At 66.2% G+C, this 19017-nt stretch carries 17 protein-coding genes; 15 read left to right on the forward strand and 2 right to left on the reverse strand.

From position 1 onward, the window contains the following. The first annotated feature begins 202 nt into the window (after window positions 1-202). The 10 genes from ACWDKQ_RS07925 (at window position 203) to npdG (ending at window position 10783) form a co-directional block, all read left to right on the forward strand. Window positions 203-649: an SDR family NAD(P)-dependent oxidoreductase gene (locus ACWDKQ_RS07925; protein WP_450138001.1), complete on the forward strand. Its 447-nt coding sequence runs from the start codon at window positions 203-205 to the stop codon at window positions 647-649. A gap of 33 nt (window positions 650-682) precedes the next feature. Next, window positions 683-2797 (forward strand): hydantoinase/oxoprolinase family protein, encoded by a 2115-nt coding sequence (locus ACWDKQ_RS07930; RefSeq protein ID WP_450138002.1) that lies wholly within the window; start codon window positions 683-685, stop codon window positions 2795-2797. Continuing rightward, entirely contained in the window at window positions 2794-4527 is a 1734-nt protein-coding gene (locus ACWDKQ_RS07935) for a hydantoinase B/oxoprolinase family protein (RefSeq protein WP_450138003.1), read from the forward strand. The genes ACWDKQ_RS07930 and ACWDKQ_RS07935 overlap by 4 nt, the downstream gene beginning before the upstream one ends. 14 nt (window positions 4528-4541) lie before the next feature. Continuing rightward, entirely contained in the window at window positions 4542-5345 is an 804-nt protein-coding gene (locus ACWDKQ_RS07940) for an SDR family NAD(P)-dependent oxidoreductase (RefSeq protein ID WP_450138004.1), read from the forward strand. Between the two features lie 11 nt (window positions 5346-5356). Beyond that, the gene (locus ACWDKQ_RS07945; protein ID WP_450138005.1) at window positions 5357-6331 is read left to right on the forward strand and encodes a phosphotriesterase family protein; all 975 of its coding nucleotides are present in this window, start codon (window positions 5357-5359) and stop codon (window positions 6329-6331) included. Window positions 6332-6342: 11 nt separating this feature from the next. Next, on the forward strand, window positions 6343-6684 hold the full coding sequence (locus tag ACWDKQ_RS07950; RefSeq protein WP_450138006.1) for a VOC family protein: 342 nt from the start codon (window positions 6343-6345) through the stop codon (window positions 6682-6684). A 503-nt stretch (window positions 6685-7187) separates the two neighbouring features. Then, a complete protein-coding gene (locus ACWDKQ_RS07955; protein ID WP_450138007.1) occupies window positions 7188-7991 on the forward strand; it encodes a MaoC/PaaZ C-terminal domain-containing protein in 804 nt (267 codons plus the stop codon). A 47-nt stretch (window positions 7992-8038) separates the two neighbouring features. Then, on the forward strand, window positions 8039-9130 hold the full coding sequence (locus ACWDKQ_RS07960; RefSeq protein ID WP_450138008.1) for an NAD(P)H-dependent flavin oxidoreductase: 1092 nt from the start codon (window positions 8039-8041) through the stop codon (window positions 9128-9130). Window positions 9131-9151: 21 nt separating this feature from the next. Beyond that, window positions 9152-10081 (forward strand): LLM class F420-dependent oxidoreductase, encoded by a 930-nt coding sequence (locus tag ACWDKQ_RS07965; protein ID WP_450138009.1) that lies wholly within the window; start codon window positions 9152-9154, stop codon window positions 10079-10081. A 24-nt stretch (window positions 10082-10105) separates the two neighbouring features. Then, window positions 10106-10783: an NADPH-dependent F420 reductase gene (gene npdG, locus ACWDKQ_RS07970; RefSeq protein WP_450138010.1), complete on the forward strand. Its 678-nt coding sequence runs from the start codon at window positions 10106-10108 to the stop codon at window positions 10781-10783. A 62-nt stretch (window positions 10784-10845) separates the two neighbouring features. Here npdG and ACWDKQ_RS07975 read toward each other — a convergent pair whose 3' ends face one another. Both ACWDKQ_RS07975 and ACWDKQ_RS07980 read right to left on the reverse strand, forming a co-directional pair. Further along, entirely contained in the window at window positions 10846-11370 is a 525-nt protein-coding gene (locus ACWDKQ_RS07975; RefSeq protein ID WP_450138011.1) for a flavin reductase family protein, read from the reverse strand. A gap of 4 nt (window positions 11371-11374) precedes the next feature. After that, on the reverse strand, window positions 11375-12982 hold the full coding sequence (locus ACWDKQ_RS07980) for an AMP-binding protein (RefSeq protein WP_450138012.1): 1608 nt from the start codon (window positions 12980-12982) through the stop codon (window positions 11375-11377). A 208-nt stretch (window positions 12983-13190) separates the two neighbouring features. Between ACWDKQ_RS07980 and ACWDKQ_RS07985 the strand changes: the two genes are divergently transcribed. From ACWDKQ_RS07985 to ACWDKQ_RS08005, 5 genes are all read left to right on the forward strand, one after another. Continuing rightward, on the forward strand, window positions 13191-14786 hold the full coding sequence (locus tag ACWDKQ_RS07985; protein ID WP_450138013.1) for an ABC transporter substrate-binding protein: 1596 nt from the start codon (window positions 13191-13193) through the stop codon (window positions 14784-14786). Between the two features lie 219 nt (window positions 14787-15005). Further along, complete coding sequence (locus tag ACWDKQ_RS07990) at window positions 15006-16088, forward strand: ABC transporter permease (RefSeq protein ID WP_450138014.1); 1083 nt, start codon at window positions 15006-15008, stop codon at window positions 16086-16088. Beyond that, window positions 16075-16992 (forward strand): ABC transporter permease, encoded by a 918-nt coding sequence (locus ACWDKQ_RS07995; protein WP_450138015.1) that lies wholly within the window; start codon window positions 16075-16077, stop codon window positions 16990-16992. Before ACWDKQ_RS07990 ends, ACWDKQ_RS07995 begins: the two co-directional genes overlap by 14 nt. 29 nt (window positions 16993-17021) lie before the next feature. Further along, the gene (locus ACWDKQ_RS08000) at window positions 17022-18023 is read left to right on the forward strand and encodes an ABC transporter ATP-binding protein (RefSeq protein WP_450138016.1); all 1002 of its coding nucleotides are present in this window, start codon (window positions 17022-17024) and stop codon (window positions 18021-18023) included. Then, window positions 18023-18997 (forward strand): ABC transporter ATP-binding protein, encoded by a 975-nt coding sequence (locus ACWDKQ_RS08005; RefSeq protein ID WP_450138017.1) that lies wholly within the window; start codon window positions 18023-18025, stop codon window positions 18995-18997. Before ACWDKQ_RS08000 ends, ACWDKQ_RS08005 begins: the two co-directional genes overlap by 1 nt. The last annotated feature ends 20 nt before the right edge of the window (window positions 18998-19017 follow it).

The raw sequence follows: 19017 nt of genomic DNA on the forward strand, positions 1-19017 counted from the left end.
GAGGCACGCGAGCTCGTCGTCGCTGTCATATACAGGTACGGCACGGTGCCCCACCGCCTTCCCATGGAGCCCGGTTTCACACTCACGACCCCCCAGCGCGAAATTGCGCCGTCCACGAGGCTTCGCCGCCTCGACAGCCGCCCACTCACCCACCCACCCCGGACGATCCTGACACCCGCGGAAGCAGCAGACGAGCCGAAAAGTGGCGGTGATATCGAGCAATGCCGTTAACGTTGCGCACCCGATGTTCTCCGTCTACGCCGCCGCCAAATGGGCGCTTGAGGGCTGGTGCGAGGCGCTGGCCGTCGAGCTGCGACCGGTCGGGGTGGACGTTGTCATCTTCCAGCCTGGCAATCATGACACCGGCTTCGGTGCGCACGCGCTGCCCGTCCTGCCTCCGGACAGTGCCTATGCCGAACTTGCCCAGCGTGCACTGCTGCGTCTGTCCGGTCTCGCCCGGTGCAGCAGGCCCAGTTACAAGGCATCGCTGCGGATGTGCCAGGTGCTCGATCGTGCGCGACCGCCGTTGCGGACGCGGCTGGGTGCCGGTGACGTCGTGGCCGGCTGGCTGGCTCGGATCGCTCCGTACGGCGCTCGTAGGCGCGCTGTCGAGTGGATCACCGGCCTGCGGCCGAAAAGTGAAACCTAGACAAGCGCTTGCTCAAGTCCTAGTTTGGGCAGCATGACCGCCAACGCTGTTCGTCAGGAAGATGGCTATGCGCTAGGCGTTGACGTCGGTGGCACGTTCACCGACGTTGTTCTCGCCGGGCCACTTGGCCAGGCCTCGGTGGCCAAGACCCTGAGTACGCACGACGATCCCACCGAGGGCATCCTGACCGGCGTCCGGACGGCCCTCGCTACCGCTGACGTGCGACCCGATCAGGTGGTTCGCGTTGTGCACGCGACGACGTTGGCGACCAACGCGATCCTTGAAGGCAACGGGGTTCGGGTAGCTCATGTGACAACGCTCGGGTTCCGCGGCCTGCTGCCGCTCGGCCGCTACGCGAGGGTGGAAGAGGATCGGTTCGACCTCGGGTTCGATCCGCCTGCCTCCCCGGTCCCGGCCGAGGACTGCTTCGAGGTGCCCGAGCGAATAGGGCCGAACGGGCAAGTGCTGCGTGAACTCGACGAGGATGCGGTGCGTGCCGTCGCCCGTCGAATTGCCGATCGTGGCATCGGCTCGGTGTCGGTGGCGTTGCTGCACGCCTACGCCAATCCCGCGCATGAACGCAGGGTCGCCGAGATTCTCCGGGCGGAGCTGCCCGCGGGGGCGACGGTTGTCGCCTCGGCGGACGTGTGGCCCGAGATGCGCGAGTACGAGCGTTCGACGACCACGCTGATGTCCGCCTACATCGGGCCGTTGATGGTCCGATACCTGGCAGTGCTTGAGTCACGCCTGGCCGAACTGGGCGTGCGATGCCGGGTGCAGGTCATGGAGTCCGGCGGTGGCGTGATGTCGGCCGAACTCGCCGGGCGACGCGCGGTCGCCACGATCGAGTCCGGCCCAGCGGCCGGTGTGGTCGCGGCTCGGTTCACCGGGCTCGGGGCCGGGCATTCCGACGTGATCTCTTTCGACATGGGGGGAACCACTGCGAAAGCATGCGTTGTCCGCGATGGAAGACCGGATATCACACACGAGTTCTATGTGGGTGGCAAGGGAAGCTTCGGCGGCCGACGCGCCGGCACGGGCGTGCCGATCAAAGTGCCGGCCATCGACCTGGCCGAAGTGGGTGCGGGGGGCGGAAGCATCGCCTGGGTCGATGAGGGCGGCGCGTTGCGTGTCGGGCCGAGGTCGGCAGGCTCCTCTCCGGGGCCGGCATGCTACGGGCTCGGTGGTTCCGAACCGACGGTCACCGATGCGAACCTGGTGCTCGGCTACCTCGATCCGGCCACGTTCGCCGGCGGCACGATGCGCTTGGCTCCGGAATTGGCGGAGAAGGCAGTGGCGGACCGGCTGGCGCGGCCACTCGGCGTGTCGTCTGCCGAAGCGGCCAACGCGGTCCACGAGATCGCCAACGCCACGATGGGTTCGGCAGTGCACGTGGTGACCGTGCAGCGTGGGGTCGATCCACGTGGTTTCGCGGTGGTCGCCTCGGGCGGCGCCGGACCGATGCATGCCGCCCGGGTGGCCGAGCGTTTCGACATCTCGACGGTGATCGTCCCGCCTTCGTGCGGCGTGGGCTCGGCCGTTGGCCTGCTGGCGACCGACTTGAGCACTGACGGAGTGCTGACACGCGTACTTCCCGAACCGGCCGATGACTTTTCCGAACTGGAAGGGATTTTCATCGGTCTGGCGGAAGAATCCGCGAAGGATCTGGGTGTCCGGCTCGACGCCGCGGACGTCGAGGTGAGGCGTTCTGTCGACGTGCGTTTCGCCGGACAGGCGCACGAGATCGGGATCGAGCTTCCCGAAATTCTCTTGGAAAGTAAGGCTTTCGCCGAGCTGAAAGAGCGGTTCTACGAGCAGTACCGGCTGGCGTACGGGATCGCGATGCGCGGTCCTATCGAGCTGGTGAGCTTCCGGGTTCGCGTGACCAGGAAGGTGCCGAAGGTACCGCTCGGCAGACGACCAACGGGTACGGGCGGCAGCGCGAGCAGCCGCCGGGTCTGGTTCGCCGAGTTCGGGGACTACCGGGAGACACCGATCTTCGACCGGGACGCGATCGCTCCCGGCACCAGCGTGGCCGGGCCCGCGATCATCGGCGACCACGAGTCGACGATCGTCGTTGCGCCGAACTGGTCGGCCGAGATCGACACGTCCTTCAACGTCGTGCTGAGCAGGGAGGAGAGCCGATGACGGGCGTGCTGTCCGACGACCTGACGGCCGAGGTGTTGCGCAACGCGCTGGTGGTGGCCGCCGAGGAAGCGAGCATAGTGGTGGTGAAATCGGCCTACTCGACCTTCATCGTCGAAGGTTCGGACGCCTCCGCCGCCATCCTCGACAAGCGCGGGAGGCTCATCGCTCATTCGATGGCCACGACGCTCATGAACAGCATGGCGTTGTCGGTGGCAGTGCCCTATCTGCTGGCCGATATCCCGATTGAGACCATGCGTCCCGGCGACGTGTTCGTCACCAACGACGCGTACAAGGGCGGCATCCACACCAACGACCTGCTGATCTTCCGTCCCGTGTTCGTCGGTGACGCGGTCGAGTACTTCACCGCGACGCTGATCCACGTTTCCGACATCGGCGGAGCGTCGGCAGGCGGCATGGCGTCGCTGGCGACCGAGATCTTCCTCGAAGGGCTCCAACTGCCGCCGGTGCGAATCGCCACCGCCGACGGCCTGGAGTCGTCCATCACCGGAATCCTGGCCCTGAACAGTCGTACGCCGGAGAAGGTGCTGGGCGATGTCCGAGCGCTCATCGCCGGCGCCGCCACTGCGGCGCGCCGGGTGGAGGAGCTCATCGAGCAACACGGTGCCGACAGATTCGCCGCCCGGGTCGAGGCATACCTCGGCTACACGGAGACGAGAACCCGAGCGGCGATCGCGGAACTGCCCGAGGGCGAGTACGAGGCGTCCTACGTGATCGACGATGACGGGATTCATCCCGGCCGCTCCTACACCGTCCGGGTCAAGGTATCGCTCGATCGCGAGACAGCGGTGCTGGATTTCGCGGACACCGACGGTCAGGTCGCGGCTGCGGTCAACGCCAGTTTGTCGCAGTCCCTGGCAGCTGCCGTATTCGCCTTCCGTTGCTTCATCGACCCCACGATCCCGATGAACGACGGCTGCCTCCGTGTTCTGGACGTTCGGCTGCCCGAAGGCAGTCTGCTCAACGCGACATCGCCATATCCGTGCGGTGGCCGTTTCCTGCCCGCCTATGCCGCCATGGAGGCGGTGTTCCAGGCGATGTCCGATGCGTTCGACGATCGGGCGATCGCCGCGTCCGGCATCCTGCAGCCGTTTTCCATCGCGGCACAGCACGCGCCTTACTGGGTGCATCTGGCCTATGACTACGGGGGAGTGGGTGCGCGCCGCGGCAAGGACGGCCCGGACGCCACGGGTGTCCACTTCGGGCTCGGACGAAACTCCGTGCCACAGGTGGAGCCGGTCGAGGCCCGATGCCCGTTCATCGTCGAGGCGGTCGAGCACCTGCCTGACTCGGGTGGCGCGGGCCGGTGGCGCGGCGGCCTCGGCACCCGTACCACCTTCCGGCTCCTCGGAGACGCCTACGTCACCACGCGCGGCGACCGCCTGCGCACCGGCCCACCCGGCCGAGACGGCGGGTCGCCCGGCGTGCCCGGCGGTTTTTACCGGATCATCGCGGACGGCCGGAAGATCCGGCTGGAGTCCAAGGTGAACAACGAACCGTTCCGCGCCGGCGAGGCGTTCGTGGTCGAAACCACCGGAGGCGGGGGTATGGGACTTCCCCAGGACAGGCCGGTTGCCGAGGTCCGGGGCGACGTGGCCGACGGGAGGGTCACCGCCGAAGCGGCGCGACAGGTGTACGGCGTCGTGCTCGGCGACGACCTGGAAATCGACATGACCGCCACCGAGCAGCTACGCGCGGCGATGTCGCGCTGACGGGAGGGAAGAGCATGGGCAAGGTGGCCATCGTGACTGGCGCCGCGCAGGGCATCGGGCGGGAGACCGCCCTCCTGCTCGCCTCTCGTGGCTACGCCGTCACGGTCAACGACATCAACGGCGACGGGGCGAAGCAAACGGCGGCGGAGATCGAGGAGCGCCGGGGAACCGCACACACCGTCGTGGCCGATGTCGGCATCGAGGACGAGGTGCGCCGGATCGTCACCCAGACCGCTGAGACCTTCGGGCGAATCGACGTCTTGGTAAACAATGCGGTGGTCTACGACCACGACATCCACGTCACCGACATCAACATCGAGAACACACCACAGTGGAACTGGGCCCGCACCTTCGCGGTCAACTTCTACGGGGCCGTCTACGCAGCCCGGCACGCGATTCCGGTCATGTTGAGCGGAGGCGGAGGGTCGATCGTCAACGTCGGCTCGACATCGGGGTTCAGCGGCGACACCGTGCACGTCGCCTACGCCGCATCGATGGCCGCCAAGTACTCGCTGACCCGGTCGATCTCCACCAGCCACGGTAAACGCGGAATCAGGTGCAATGCCGTAGCGACGGGCCTCGTGCTCAGCCCCACGGCACGGCGCAACCTGTCGCCGGACAAGCTTTCGGCCTACGACGCGAACCTCCTGGTCCGCGATTTCGCCGAACCCAGGGAACTGGCCGAGATCATCGCATTTTTGGCTTCTCCGGCCTCCCACTACATCACCGGCCAGACCATCATCGCCGACGGCGGGTTCCAGGCGCACCAGCCCTGGCACGCGCAAAACCACATCGTGCACCCGGAGGCGGAGCTATGACGGGATCGACAATGCAGACAGTGCCGACCGCGACCGGCCCGATTCCGGTGGAGTCCCTCGGCACCACCCTCATGCACGAACACATCTTCGTCACCAGCCCGGAGGTTCGAGAGAACTGGCAGGTGTCCGGTTGGGACGAGCAAGCGCAGATTGAGGACGCGGTCAGCCGGCTGGCCTCGGCCAAGGCCGCGGGTGTGGACACGATCGTCGACCTCACCGTGTTGGGTCTGGGGCGTTACGTGCCGCGAGTCCTCGAAGTGGCACGTCGCAGCAACGTGAACATCTTGGTGGCCACCGGCGCGTACGTCCTGAATGACCTGCCGGTGTACTTCCACTACCGCGGTCCCGGTGCCCCGCTCGGCGGTCCGGATCTGATGTACGAGTACTTCGTTCGCGATATCGAGGAGGGAATCGGCGACACCGGTGTGCGGGCCGCGATGCTCAAGTGCGTCACCGATGTCAGCGGGCTGACCACCGATGTCGAGCGAACGCTGCGTTCGGTCGCCCGGGCGCATCGCAAGACGGGGGCTCCCATCACGACGCACACCCATGCGGGGTCGCGTCGCGGGCTGGACCAGCAACAGGTGTTCGCGGACGAAGGGGTCGAACTGTCCAGGGTGGTAATCGGCCACTGTGGAGACTCCGACGACTACGACTACCTCGAAGAGCTCGTATCCGCGGGTTCGTACCTCGGCATGGACCGGTTCGGCCTGGAAACCGTGCCGTTCGACAAGCGGGTGGAGATCGTCGTCGAGATGTGCCGCCGCGGCCACGCGGGAAGGCTCGTGCTCTCGCACGACACGTCATGTTGGTCGGACATGTCCGATCCTGTGCAGCGTGCTAAGCAGCACCCCAACTGGCATTGGCTGCACATTCCGCTGGACGTGGTGCCCGCTTTGCTGCAGCGCGGTGTTACCAAGGAGGAAGTGGATCTGATGCTCGTCCACAACCCGCGGGACATCTTCTCGCACAGCGGCGGCTATTAGAGGAGTTGAGAATGAGCGAGATCGGCAACGTGCTCTACCCGGTGCCGGACGTGGGCAAGGCGATTGCCTTCTACAGCGAGGCGCTCGGGCTTTCGGTGAAGTTCCAGGACGGTACTCGCTACGCGGCGCTGGACGGGGGTCGTGTCACCTTCGCGATCGCAGGTCCGGAGGAGGACGTGACCGGTGGAAAACCGGCCGCCTCGGTGAAGGTCGCCGACGTGGCTCAAGCGGTGGCGAACCTGGAAAAGGCCGGTGCAACGGTGCTTTCCTCCCCCACCGAAGGTCCACATGAGACCAGAGCGGTGGTCGCCGACCCGTGGGGCAACCCTCTGGTGCTTTACTCGCCGCGGTAGGCGTCAGACGGTGGCGCTTGAGCTGATCAACAGGGCTCGGTCACACGATCAAGGCAGGGATCGAGGTCGAACGGTCGAACGGAAAGCCGCAACCGATACGGGAACCGGCGGGTGCGGCCACGGTGAACGACGCGGCGATCTCCCGCAACCCTCGACGCATTCGCCCCATCTTCCCGCAAACCGGTGTCCCCGATGTACATCCTACCGCTTTTCAAATGCAGTCGATCACACGGCGCCGCCTCCTCAAACGCGGCGCACATGCCCAGTTCCGACTCAGATGAGTTTTGGCGCGAACCGAGATGGCCGAAGCGAATCCCCTTGACGGACGGGTCGCACGGGTAGCCCGACCTGCGAGATGGCAGTCAGGCCTTCCGTGCGTCACGGGCTGGCGACCGAGAGCACGGGGGACGCATCCTCCTGGCTTACCAAGCAATCGTTTGGTATGTTTACGGCGTAACGACGCCACCCGGACGCGCAGTTGCGCCATTGGGAAGGAAAGCCGCATGACGCTGGCCGCGTTCGCCGGGTCCGATCTCGGCACCAGGAAGGTCGTGTACGACGACCGCGACGCGATCCTCTACGCATTGGCGGTTGGCGCCGGCCCGGAGGACCTTGAGCTCGTGTACGAGCGCAGGCTGCGTGTGCTGCCGACGTTCGCCTTGACACTTGGCCTGTGGGTTGCCGACGCGGCGTCGGCGGCGGGGGCTTTCACCCCGGAAGGTTCGCTGCACGGCGCGCAGCGGCTGACCGTCCACAAGGAACTTCCCGTTGACGGGGAATTCGAGGTGCGGGGACGGTTGGAAGCGGTTTGGGACAAGGGCAAGTCCGCGGTGGTGGACGTGGTCGCCGAGTCCGAGTTCTTCAGTGCCGCGTATTCGATCTTCCTGCCCGGACAGGGAGGCTTCGGCGGCGAACGCGGCCCACGCGGCGAGCAGAGCTGCTCGGTATCGGCGGATGCACCGGAGTGGACCGGGAACGTTGTTACGGCCCGTGGCCAAGCAGCGCTCTACCGGCTCACCGGTGACCGTCACCTGATCCACATCGACCCGCAGGCGGCACGGGAGGCCGGATTCACTCGGCCCATCCTGCACGGACTGTGCACGTTGGGCATGGCAGCCCGAGCGGTCGCGGCAGCCGTCGACGCGGCGCCTTGGCAGCTGACTGAGCTTGCGGCACGGTTCTCCGCCCCAGTGCTGCCAGGTGACACAGTCCGGCTGCGGGCACGGGGCGAGCACCAGGCGGTCGCGTTCACGGCGGAAGCGGCGGGGACCACGGTGCTCTCGGCAGGTGAAGCGCGCTTCGCATGACCGAAGCGAGGTGCTGATCATTGTTAGAAACGCGAAGGTGGTGGCCGATGGCGGACACCGCGCCTATGGCGCATGTGCTTGACACGGAGCTGTGCAGGATCACCGGCATCCGGTATCCGATCGTGCAGACGGGGATGGGATTCGTTGCGGGAGCACACCTGGCCGCGGCCACGTCGAAGGCCGGCGGACTCGGCGTCATCGCGAGCGCGACGATGAGCGTGCCGGAGCTGGCAACCGCGATCCGCGAGGTCAAAGCGGCCACCGATGCGCCGTTCGCGGTGAACATGCGCTCCGACTCCGCAGACGTCATGGAGAGGGTCGATCTCGTGATCCGCGAGGGTGTGCGCGTCGCGTCGTTCGCGCTAGCCCCCAAACGGGACGTGATCGCGCGTCTGCGGGACGCCGGCGTGGTGTGCATTCCGTCGGTCGGAGCCAAACGGCACGCGGAAAAAGTCGCCGAGTGGGGTGTGGATGCCGTGATCGTCCAGGGTGGCGAGGGTGGCGGGCACACCGGCGCGGTTCCCACCACGCTGCTGCTGCCACAGGTCGTCGACGCCGTCGACATCCCGGTGGTCGCCGCGGGCGGCTTCTTCGACGGCCGCGGCCTGGTGGCCGCGCTTTCCTACGGCGCCGCAGGCATCGCGATGGGCACGCGCTTCCTGCTTTCGACCGACTCGCAGGTCCGCGACCGCATCAAGGAGATCTACCTCGGCAAGTCGGTGACCGACACGTTCGTAACCTCGGCGGTGGACGGCGCACCGAGCCGGGTACTGCGGACCGAGCAGGCGGACAGGCTGGATGCCACCGGGCCCCTCTCGCGGCTGGCCCGGTCGGTGCACAGCGCGCGGGATTGGAAGAAGTTCTCGGGCAACTCCTGGGTCACGCTGCTGCGGGAAGGTCTGTCGATGCGGCGGAACCAGAAGCTGCCCTTCGCCCAGATCGCCATGGCCGCGAACGCTCCGATGCTCTACCGCGCCGCGATGGTTGACGGCGACGCCCAGTTCGGTGTCATGGCGTCCGGTCAGGTCGTGGGACTGATCGACGACCTGCCGAGCGTCGCGGAGATCATCGACCGCACCGTCGCGCAGGCCTGCACCGTTCTCGACAGATTCACCACGTCCGCGCGGGAGCGCGCCTGAGCAGAGAAAGAAGGTGTCGCTGTGCGTTTCGTGTTGGGTCTGCCCACCGACCAGGTCGAGCGCGAGGAAGAGTTCCTGACGGCCGACGCGGTCGCGGAGGTCGCGCAGGCCGCCGAGAAGGCCGGGTTTGACGCCGTCAGCGTGACAGACCATCCGTTTCCCCAGGACAAGTGGTTGGCGCGTGGGGGACATCAGGCGTTGGATCCGATGGTCGCGCTGTCGTTCGCGGCAGCGCGCACCCAGCGCATCCGACTGCTGACCAACATCTACGTGCTGCCGTACCGCAATCCTTTCCTCACCGCGCGTGCCATCGCCAGCCTGGACGTGCTTTCCGGCGGCCGGGTGATCTTCGGGACGGCCGTCGGTTATTTGCGGTCCGAATTCGCCGCACTGGGCCTGGACTACGAGGACCGCGCGGCGCGGACCGACCAGGCGCTGGAGTTGGTCAAGATGGCCTGGACGGGAGAGTCGGTGACGCTGGAGGCACCGCCTTACATCGTCGCGGGCCACACCATGCGCCCGGCGCCCGCGCAGCGGCCACACCCGCCGATCTGGATCGGTGGCAACAGCAAGCGAGCGATTCGTCGGACCGTAGAACACGCGCAGGGCTGGATGCCGATCCCCCAGCCCGCTTCGGCGGTCAAACTCACGCGCACCCCGCCGCTGGAGACGATGGACGACCTGGCAGAGCGGATCGCTCTGCTGCGGGAAACCGCGGCGCAATCCGGTCGGACGGACATGCCCGATGTGTGCTTCGTGCCGTTTGGCATGCGGATGACCGAGCATCCCGATCTCGATGATTTCGCGGGGCTCGGGGAAGTCGTGCCCGCCTACGCCGACGCCGGCGTTACCTGGCTTTCGGTGCCGTTCTCGGGTGCCACAAGGGATGAATTACTGGCCTCGGTCGAGGCGTTCGGGAAGCTGGTGATCGACCCGGCGAACGGGTCGTGAGCCGCGTTCAAACAAGGAGAGGTGGTGGCCGGGTTGGCCGGCATTGGGGACTTCACGATCGGGGTTCTTGGCGGGACCGGGGCGCAGGGCAAAGGGCTCGCGTTACGTTGGTCGAAAGCCGGCCTCAAAGTGGTGATCGGATCGCGCGGTGCGGACCGCGCCGAGGCCGCCGCCGAGGAGATCCGGGCAGCCGCCGACGTCGGACACGTCAGCGGCGCGGACAACCGGGGATGTGCCCAAGAAGCGGACATCGTTCTGGTCGCGGTGCCTTGGGATGGCCATGCGGATCTGCTGGAATCGCTGCGCGAACCGCTTGCGAACAAGATCGTAATCGACTGCGTGAACCCGCTCGGTTTCGACAAGCAGGGGCCTTTCGCGCTGCCCGTGCCTGAGGGAAGTGCGGCGCTGCAGGCAGCGGAGCTGCTACCCGACTCGCGAGTGACCGCCGCTTTCCACCATGTGTCCGCGGTACTGCTGGCCGATCTGAGCGTGTCCGAAGTGCACACCGATGTGCTCGTCCTCGGCGATGACCGAGAGGCAACCGATCTCGTCCGCACACTGGCGGACACCATCCCCGGCTTCAGAGGTGTCTATGGCGGCCGACTCCGCAACGCTCATCAGGTCGAGGCCTTCACCGCCAATCTGATCGCGATCAACCGCAGGTACAAGGCGCACGCAGGACTGCGGATCACCGACCTTTGACGCGAACATTATGAAACCGCCACGCCTTGTCAGGCGTGGCGGTTTCATGAGAAAGGCCATATTCAGGCTTGGAAGCGACCGTACTGCCCCTTGTAGAAGAGCAGGGGAGCCGCGTCTGCTGCGGGCGCTTCGAGGTGATCTATCGCGGAGACGACGATGAGGTGGTCTCCCGCGTGGTGTTCGGCGACGGGGCGTGCGTCGAGCCAGGCCGCAGCGTCGGCGAGCACCGGAGCGCTGTGGGGGGACGGGTGCCAGGACAGGCCGGCGAACTTGTCGCCGCCCTTGACTGCGAATTGCCGGGAGACGCCTTCCTGGTTCTGCGCAAGCACATTGATGCAGTAGCGGCCGGCCGAGCGAACCCGCGGCCAGGAAGAGCTGGTGTGCGCCACGCAGAACGCGACCAGTGGCGGGTCGATGGACACCGAGGTGAAGGAGTTCGCGGCTAGTCCGGTGGGGAGGCCGGTACCGGGATCGATGGCGGTGATCGCGACAACCCCCGTCGCGAAATGGCCGAGCACCCGGCGGTAACGTGCTGCATCGATCTGCTCCGCCGCCGTGGCGTCGATAGGAGTGGAGCCTGCGGTCATGGTTTCACGCCCTTTCCCCGGGAGCAGTTGGTTGTTCGCGGCTCGACCGCGCGGTCTTCCGCAAGCCTGCTTTGTCGATCTTGCCATTGGCGGTGGTCGGAAGCTCCGGCATGAAAACCACCCGCCGCGGCACCTTGTAGTTGGACATCGCCCGTTTCGCCCAGGCCACCACCGCTTGCTCGTCGGTGTCGGAGCCCTCGGCGGGTACTGCGTATGCCCAGGCCACCTCGCCCTGGACCTCGTCGTCCATCGCGATGACAGCGACTTGGCTTATCGATTCGTTGTGCAGCAACAGGTTCTCGATCTCAGCTGGATAGGCGTTGAACCCGTTGCAGATGAACATCTCCTTCTTACGGTCCACGATGGACAGGTTTCCGGATTCGTCCAGGACTCCGATGTCGCCGGTGCGTAGGAAACCGTCTTCGGTCACCGCCGCTTCCGTCAGTTCCGGCGCGTTCCAGTACCCGTTCATGACGCCGTATCCGCCAATCAGGATCTCGCCGCGCAAGCCGGGTGGCAGCGGCTTCTCGCCGTCGTCCACGATCCGGACCTCGACACCCGGCATGGGGCTCCCAGTCGTGGCTGCGATGACCTCGGGCGGGTCCTCGGCGCGCGTCATCGATACGCACGAACCTTCGATCAGCCCGTAGGCGTTGACGACTTGCTCGAACCCCATCTGTGTCTGCATCGCGCGAACCAGGTCGGTCGGCACTGTCGCCGCGCCCACCACAGCGACGCGCAGCGAGGACAGGTCCCGCTGTGGGAAATCCGGGCGACTCATCATCCGGGCGAACAGGCTCGGCGGGCCGGCCAGCACGCTCACCTGCTGCTGCTCGATCAGGTCGAAGGCGGTGTCCGGGTTGAAAACCGGAACCGGCACCATGGTTGCGCCGCGTTCGACGCACACCAGCAGGCCGGCGTTGATGCCGAAGCCGTGGGCGAACGGGCTGACGATCGGGTAGCGGTCGCCAGGTCTCAACCCGATCACCTCGGCCCAGTCCCAGTAGGCCCGCATGATCTGCGTTCCGTCCAGAACCACACCCTTCGGGGTACCGGTCGTTCCGGACGTGCACAGGATCTCGAACGGGTCGCCGGGCTGCACCGCAAGCGCAATCTGCTCGGCCGAGCCGGGATCGATGTCCTCGGCCGCCGCCAGGAAGTCCGGCCAGCCCTGCAGCCCGGTGGCGGTGCGGTGCTCGCCGAGGAGGACCACCTTGCGCAAGTCGGGGAGCGCACTGAAGGGACGCTCACCTCCTGCGGGGCCGGCCGCCTGGCGCAGCATGTCCACATTGGAACGGCCGAGGAAACTTTCTGCGGTGAAAAGGAAAGAACTGCCAGTCCGCCTCAGCAGATCGGTCGTCTCGATTCCTTTGCCTCGGGTCGACAACGGCACGATGATCGCACCGACGTCCCAGATGCCGAAGGCGATGACGACCCATTCCCAGGTGTTGGGAGCCCAGACGGCCACCCGATCGCCCTTGCTCACCCCGTGCGCGATAAGCGCTCGCGCCACTTTGGAGGCGAATTCCCGCAGCCCGTGCTGCGTTAGCTGGGTGTCCCCGTCGAGACATACGGCAGTGTCAGGCCGGTCTTCGGCAGTGGCGCGCAACATTCGCGGCACCGTGCCCCAAGCCGGTATCGGTTTCACGCTGTTCCTCCCGTCGGGAGCTGACACGGGATCTTAACCAAGCGCCCGCTTGGTTAGCGTAGGCGAAGGCTTTCCCGTCGTCAAAGTTGGTCGCGATCATTGACGCCGACCGCGGTCATGGCGGAGTCTGCGGAGTCAGCCAAGCGAGCGCTTGGGTAGACGGGAGAAATCCATGAGCGGGACACGCAAAGTCGCGGCGCTCTCCGGGGCGATGCTCGTCATGCTGGTGTCAGCGTGCGGCGGTTCGGCGAAAACCGATTCGGCAACTGCGGCAGACGCAACGTGCACGCCGGACCGTATCGGTGGCACGGTCACTGTCGGAACCTACTCCGAACCACGCGGCCTCGACCCGGTTGGACAGCCTGGGAACGCGGCCACGGGTGGCACCGAGGTATCTGCCCTTTTCGACACGCTGATCGACTGGAATGCCGAGAAGCAGACTTACGAGCCGCGCGTGGCAGAGTCCCTGCTGCCGGACCCGCAGCACATCCAGTGGACTCTCAAGCTTCGGGACGGTGTGACTTTCGGCAACGGTGACCCATTGACCGCTAACGACGTGAAAGCGAGCATCGCCAGGCACCAGTCGCGGGAGAACACCCAAGCGTCGCGCGGCGAGGCGGCGCTCATCTCGGCGGTGGACGTCGTCGATGCGAAGACCGTTCGGTTCACTCTCGACGGCCCTTACCCGGACTTTCCGCACGTGCTTGCAACCGATGTAGGCATGATCACCAATCCCCGCCTGGTCGAGCAACGTGGCGCGGACGGCTTCGCCAGGAATCCCACCGGGGGTGGGGTCGGCCCGTACGAGCTCGAACGCTACGCGCCGGGGGAGGAGATCGTGCTGAAGGCGAAACCGAACTACTGGGGTGGACCGGTCTGCGTCCAGGCCCTGCGGTTCGTGCGGCTCAGCGGAGCCAGTGCGACCTACGAAGCGCTGGCCAACGGTGAACTAGACGTCGCCTTCCTGCGTGAACCTCAAGTCATCGCCGAGGCCAGGCAGGCCGGTTACCGCGATCTGTCGACCCTGATCAACTATGGCGAGAGCGTGATCATGAACGCTGCTCCGGGGCGGGTGACTTCGGATCAGGCGATTCGCCGAGCGGTGGTGGCGTCGATCGATCCGCAGGCGATCAATCAGCGAGTCTTCAACGGCTCGGCGCTTGCCACGTCGGCGCTCGTGCATCCGCAAACACCCGGCCTCTACGGCGGCGAGCAGGGGCCCGAACACGACGCGGCCACCGCTCGCCGCCTGGTCGAGCAGGCGAAGGCCGGTGGATGGGACGGGACGATCGGCTTGGTCGCGGACAGCACCCCCACTCGCATCAACGAAGCCATCGCCGTCAAAGCCCAACTGGAATCCGTCGGTTTCAACGTCCGGCTGGAGAACTCGCTGCCCCTGCAGGACGTGATCAAGCGGGTGGTCGTGGACCGGAACTACGACCTGGCCCTGTGGGGGCCGCAGGTCTTTTCGGAAGGGACGTGGGCCACGTTGAGTCGGCAGCTGACGGGTGCGGCCGAGTCGAACTACTACGGTTATCACGACCCGCAAGTCGATCGGGTTCTCGGTGAGTTGCGCGCCGCGGCGACGGTGGAAGAGAAGAAGGCGGCACTGGGCCGTCTGCAGGTGCTGCTCACCGGTGATCCGTTCGCGGCCAATTTGGCGGCATTCGAGGAGGCGAACGTCTTCAGCGACCGGGTGGGCGGGCTCCGGCTGAGTCGCGGCAGCATCATCCGGTTCGACAAGGCTTTCGTCTCAAGCGGTTCTTGACGGGTGCCGATCCGTGCGCCGGCCGACTTGAACAGGAGTCGGTCGGCCGGGCGGGTTTCGCAGGCGAAGCCGGGGAGTCTTGACATCACACCGAGCCTGCTGCAAGGCTGAGAACAAGCAGTTGCTTGGTAATCGTGGCTGTCGGGCAGCGCCGCCCAGATCACGAGAGGGACCCTGATGGTTCTCAATGCCGCGAGAATCCTTTTCCGGATCGTTCCCGTGCTCGTTCTGGTCAGCCTCGCTACCGCGTTCCTGATCGATCTGCTCCCAGGCGATCCAGCTGTCGCGATCGTGGGCCCGGAAGGAACCCCGCAGCAGTACGCCCAGGTTCGTGCGGAACTCGGCATCGACCAGCCGGCCGCAGTCCGCTACCTGAACTGGCTAGGCGGCCTGGTCACCGGTCAGCTTGGGCGCACGTTCACCCCACCGGTTCAGGACATCGGCGAGCTGATCGCCGCCCGGTTGCCCGTCACGCTGGAGGTCGCAGTGCTGGCCACGCTGCTCGCACTGGCGATCAGCATCCCGGTCGGTTCCTGGTCGGCCTACCGGTTCGGCCGAGGTTTCGACCGGGTGGCGACCACCACGGCGTTCGGCCTGATCTCGGTGCCGAGCTTCCTGCTCGCGTTGGTGCTCATCTTCTTCGCCGTGTTCCGGCCGGATGCGGTCAAGGGCTTGATTTTCGGCCTCGCGGCGGTCATCGCCTTCTCGCTTGGTTACGGTGCCATCGGGGACCGGGGCGCGATGCTGACGGCAAGTCAACGACGAAATCGCTTCGTGGCCGCTGGGGTGATGCTCGTTCTGGGCCTGTTGCTGTCGCTCGCACTACCGGAATTCCCGCGGCAGGGCTTCGCCCGAATCGGCACGGAAGGGCTCGGCGAGAACTTGCGCCGCGTGTTCCTCCCGGTGCTCACGCTCGCGCTGGTTGAGAGCGCACAGCTGACCCGGTTGCTGCGCAACGACATGGCGACGACGCTCGGCGAGGATTTCGTGCTAGCGGCCAGGGCCAAGGGAATGCCGGTGCGGCACATCCTCGTGAAGGAGGCGCTGCGACCTTCGTCGTTCTCGCTGATCACCGTGGCCGGAATCAGTTTCGGTCGCCTGCTCGGCGGGACGGTGATCGTGGAGACGATCTTCCGTCTCCCCGGTATGGGGACGTTGATCGTCGACAGTGTCGCGAAGAAGGAGTTTCTCGTGCTGCAGGCCGCGGTGCTGCTGATCGCCGCGCTCTACGTCGTGGTGAACGCGTTGGTCGACATCTCCTACCTCGCACTGGATCCGAGGACCCGCCATGGCCGAGCTTGAGCTTTCCCAGACGTCCACGGCGGAATACCGTGGTCGACGGCCGGACGGCATCGAGCCGTCGCTGGCACGATTTCGTAGCGGGATCGAGCCAAGTGTGTTGCCGGCCATCTGCTGGCTGGCAATGGTTGTGCTTGCCGCGCTGCTGGCCGATGTCCTGCCGATGAGGGAAGGCAGGGAACCTGCGCGGACGCTGGAGGAACCGATCCTGCAGGGAATCGACCTGTTCTCCGCGCACCCGCTCGGCACCGATCGGCAGGGGCTCGACGTGCTAAGCGGTGTCGTGTACGGCGCGCGGGTTTCGCTCGTGATCGGGCTCGGCGCGGCGGCTCTCGGACTGTTCGTCGGAGGCCTGCTCGGTGTCGTGGCCGGTTATTACCGCGGCAAGCTCGATGCGGTGCTCAACCTCGGCAACGACGCCTTGCTCGCCTTTCCGCCACTGATCCTCCTTCTTGCGCTCGCGTCGGTCGTGCATCCCGAGGTGCAAAGCATCACCCTGGTTCTCGGGGTGCTGGCGGTGCCGACGTTCTTCCGTATCGCCAGGGCGAACACGATGGTGTACGCGCAGCGGCCATTCGTGTTCGTGGCCAAGGCGCTCGGCGCGCGCGGTACCCGGATCCTGTTCCGGGAGCTCGTGCCGAGCGTGGCGATGTCGGTGCTGTCCTACGCCTTCATCGTCGTGGCGGTGTTGATCGTCGCCGAAGCCTCGCTGAGTTTCCTCGGGTTGAGCATCCAGCGTCCCGAGCCGACCTGGGGAAACATGATCGCCGCCGGACAACAGGATTTCCGGGACCACCCGCATCTGGTGTTCGGCCCTGGCGCGGTGCTGTTCTTGACCGTGCTCGCGCTCAACCGGCTCGGCGACTGGGCCCGCAGGCACTGGGATCCGCGGGACCGCAAGATCTAGTCCCCATGAGCGTCCATAGTGGAGGATTAATGAGCGGATCGGAGTTAACGCCGCCGTTGCTCTCCGTGCGTGATCTGGAGATCGCGTTCCGAACATCGCGGGGTGCGGTTCGTGCGGTGGACGGTGTCTCGTTCACGCTCGACCAGGGCGGGTGTCTGGGAATCGTCGGCGAGTCCGGATCGGGCAAGTCCGTCCTGGTTCGGGCGATCATGAACCTGTTGCCGCCTAAGGTGGTTGTTGCCATTAGGTCCCGGGTTGAGCTCGACGGTCGAGACCTCCTGTCGATGCCGGCCGACGAGGCCCGGCGGTTGTGGGGCCCTGAAGTGGCGATGATCTTCCAGGACCCGATGACTTCGTTGAACCCGGTTCGGCGAATCGGGGCACAGATCGCCGACCCACTACGCTACCACCTGGGACGCAGCAAGCGCGCCGCCCGCGAGGCGGCTGCCGACCTGCTGGCCGCGGTCGGGATCGCCGATCCACGCAGGCGACTCGACCAGTATCCGCACGAACTCTCCGGTGGGATGCGGCAGCGCGTGATGATCGCGATCGCGCTGTCCTGCGAGCCGCGGTTGCTCATAGCAGACGAACCGACAACGGCGCTCGACGTGACAGTGCAGCGGCAGATCCTCGAGCTGCTGCGGGAACTGCAGCAGGAACGCGGGATGGCCATGATCCTGATCAGCCACGATCTCGGAGTGGTGGCCGCCCACACCGACCGGATCGCGGTGATGTACGCGGGACGGATGGTCGAGTCCGCGGATACGCCGGCGTTCTTCCGAGACACGCGGCATCGATACGCAGCCGCGCTGTTGAGCTCGTCGCCGCGGGTTGAGCTGGCACCGCACACCCGGCTCCGTGTCATCCCCGGCCGTCCACCGGATCCGACCACCGTCGCGACGGGCTGCCGGTTCGCGCCCCGCTGCGCTGATTCGAAAGGCGTCTGCGACGAACGGATACCGGAGTTGGTCGACGTTGGTGGGGGTCACCGCGTCGCTTGCCACAACCCGGTGCAACCAGGAGGTGCGTGATGGCTGGTTCCGGTAAGGCGGCGCTGCGCGACGGCGAGGCACTGCTGCTGGTCGAGGATCTCTTCGTCGAGTACCCGGTCGCCCGCAACAGCGTCGCGCATGCGGTGTCGGGTGTCAGCTTCGACGTACGTGAAGGCGAAACCCTGGGCATCGTCGGCGAGTCGGGCTGCGGGAAGTCGTCGATCGCGCGAGCGGTGCTGCAGCTACCACGCCCTACGCGCGGCACGGTGCGGTTCGAAGGGAGCGACCTCACCCAGCTATCGGACCGCAACGTGCGGCTGCTCCGCCGACAACTGCAGTTGATCCAGCAAGATCCCATCTCGGCGTTGAATCCTCGGCGCAAAGTGCGCGACATCGTGGCCGAAGGATTGCGTGTCTGGGGACACCAGCGCGGGAGAGATGAATCGGTCGCCGAGATGCTGGATGCCGTCGGCCTGGACAGCGCGACAGTCGGGGATCGCAGGCCGGGCGAATTCTCCGGTGGTCAGTGCCAGCGAATCAGCATCGCCCGCGCGCTGATCCTGGAGCCGAAGCTGGTCATCTGCGACGAACCGGTGTCTGCGTTGGACGTTTCGGTGCAGGCCCAGATCCTGAACCTGTTGGAGGACCTCAAGCAGCGGTACGGCATCACACTGCTGTTCGTCTCGCACGACCTGGCAGTCATCAAGCTGGTGAGCGACCGGGTCATGGTCCTCTACCTCGGCAAGGTCTGCGAGATCGGCTCTACCGAGTCGTTGTATTCCCGGCCGCGCCATCCCTACACAGAAGTGTTGTTGGCGTCTTTGCCGGTTCCCGACCCGGATGCCGTGCCGACCGAGGCGCCACCGGTCGGTGAGCTGCCGTCGGTGCTGGATCCGCCGACCGGCTGCCGGTTTCGCACCCGCTGTCCGCTGGCCACCGAGCGTTGTGCAGTTGAGGAGCCGAAGTTACGCCAAGTCGCTACGGACCACGTCGTGGCTTGTCATCACGCGTAATGCCAGTGAGCCCGGCGGCG

This window comes from Saccharopolyspora sp. NPDC000995 (genome assembly GCF_053599315.1).

Excerpts from the sequence above, each read along its gene's own strand:
- ACWDKQ_RS08005 (WP_450138017.1), top strand. The coding sequence starts at position 18,023 with ATGGCTGGTTCCGGTAAGGCGGCGCTGCGCGACGGCGAGGCACTGCTG.
- ACWDKQ_RS07935 (WP_450138003.1), top strand. The coding sequence starts at position 2,794 with ATGACGGGCGTGCTGTCCGACGACCTGACGGCCGAGGTGTTGCGCAAC.
- ACWDKQ_RS07930 (WP_450138002.1), top strand. The coding sequence starts at position 683 with ATGACCGCCAACGCTGTTCGTCAGGAAGATGGCTATGCGCTAGGCGTT.
- ACWDKQ_RS07950 (WP_450138006.1), top strand. The coding sequence starts at position 6,343 with ATGAGCGAGATCGGCAACGTGCTCTACCCGGTGCCGGACGTGGGCAAG.
- ACWDKQ_RS07955 (WP_450138007.1), top strand. The coding sequence starts at position 7,188 with ATGACGCTGGCCGCGTTCGCCGGGTCCGATCTCGGCACCAGGAAGGTC.
- ACWDKQ_RS07975 (WP_450138011.1), bottom strand. The coding sequence starts at position 11,370 with ATGACCGCAGGCTCCACTCCTATCGACGCCACGGCGGCGGAGCAGATC.
- ACWDKQ_RS07940 (WP_450138004.1), top strand. The coding sequence starts at position 4,542 with ATGGGCAAGGTGGCCATCGTGACTGGCGCCGCGCAGGGCATCGGGCGG.
- ACWDKQ_RS08000 (WP_450138016.1), top strand. The coding sequence starts at position 17,022 with ATGAGCGGATCGGAGTTAACGCCGCCGTTGCTCTCCGTGCGTGATCTG.
- ACWDKQ_RS07985 (WP_450138013.1), top strand. The coding sequence starts at position 13,191 with ATGAGCGGGACACGCAAAGTCGCGGCGCTCTCCGGGGCGATGCTCGTC.
- ACWDKQ_RS07995 (WP_450138015.1), top strand. The coding sequence starts at position 16,075 with ATGGCCGAGCTTGAGCTTTCCCAGACGTCCACGGCGGAATACCGTGGT.
- ACWDKQ_RS07980 (WP_450138012.1), bottom strand. The coding sequence starts at position 12,982 with ATGTTGCGCGCCACTGCCGAAGACCGGCCTGACACTGCCGTATGTCTC.
- ACWDKQ_RS07945 (WP_450138005.1), top strand. The coding sequence starts at position 5,357 with ATGCAGACAGTGCCGACCGCGACCGGCCCGATTCCGGTGGAGTCCCTC.
- ACWDKQ_RS07960 (WP_450138008.1), top strand. The coding sequence starts at position 8,039 with ATGGCGGACACCGCGCCTATGGCGCATGTGCTTGACACGGAGCTGTGC.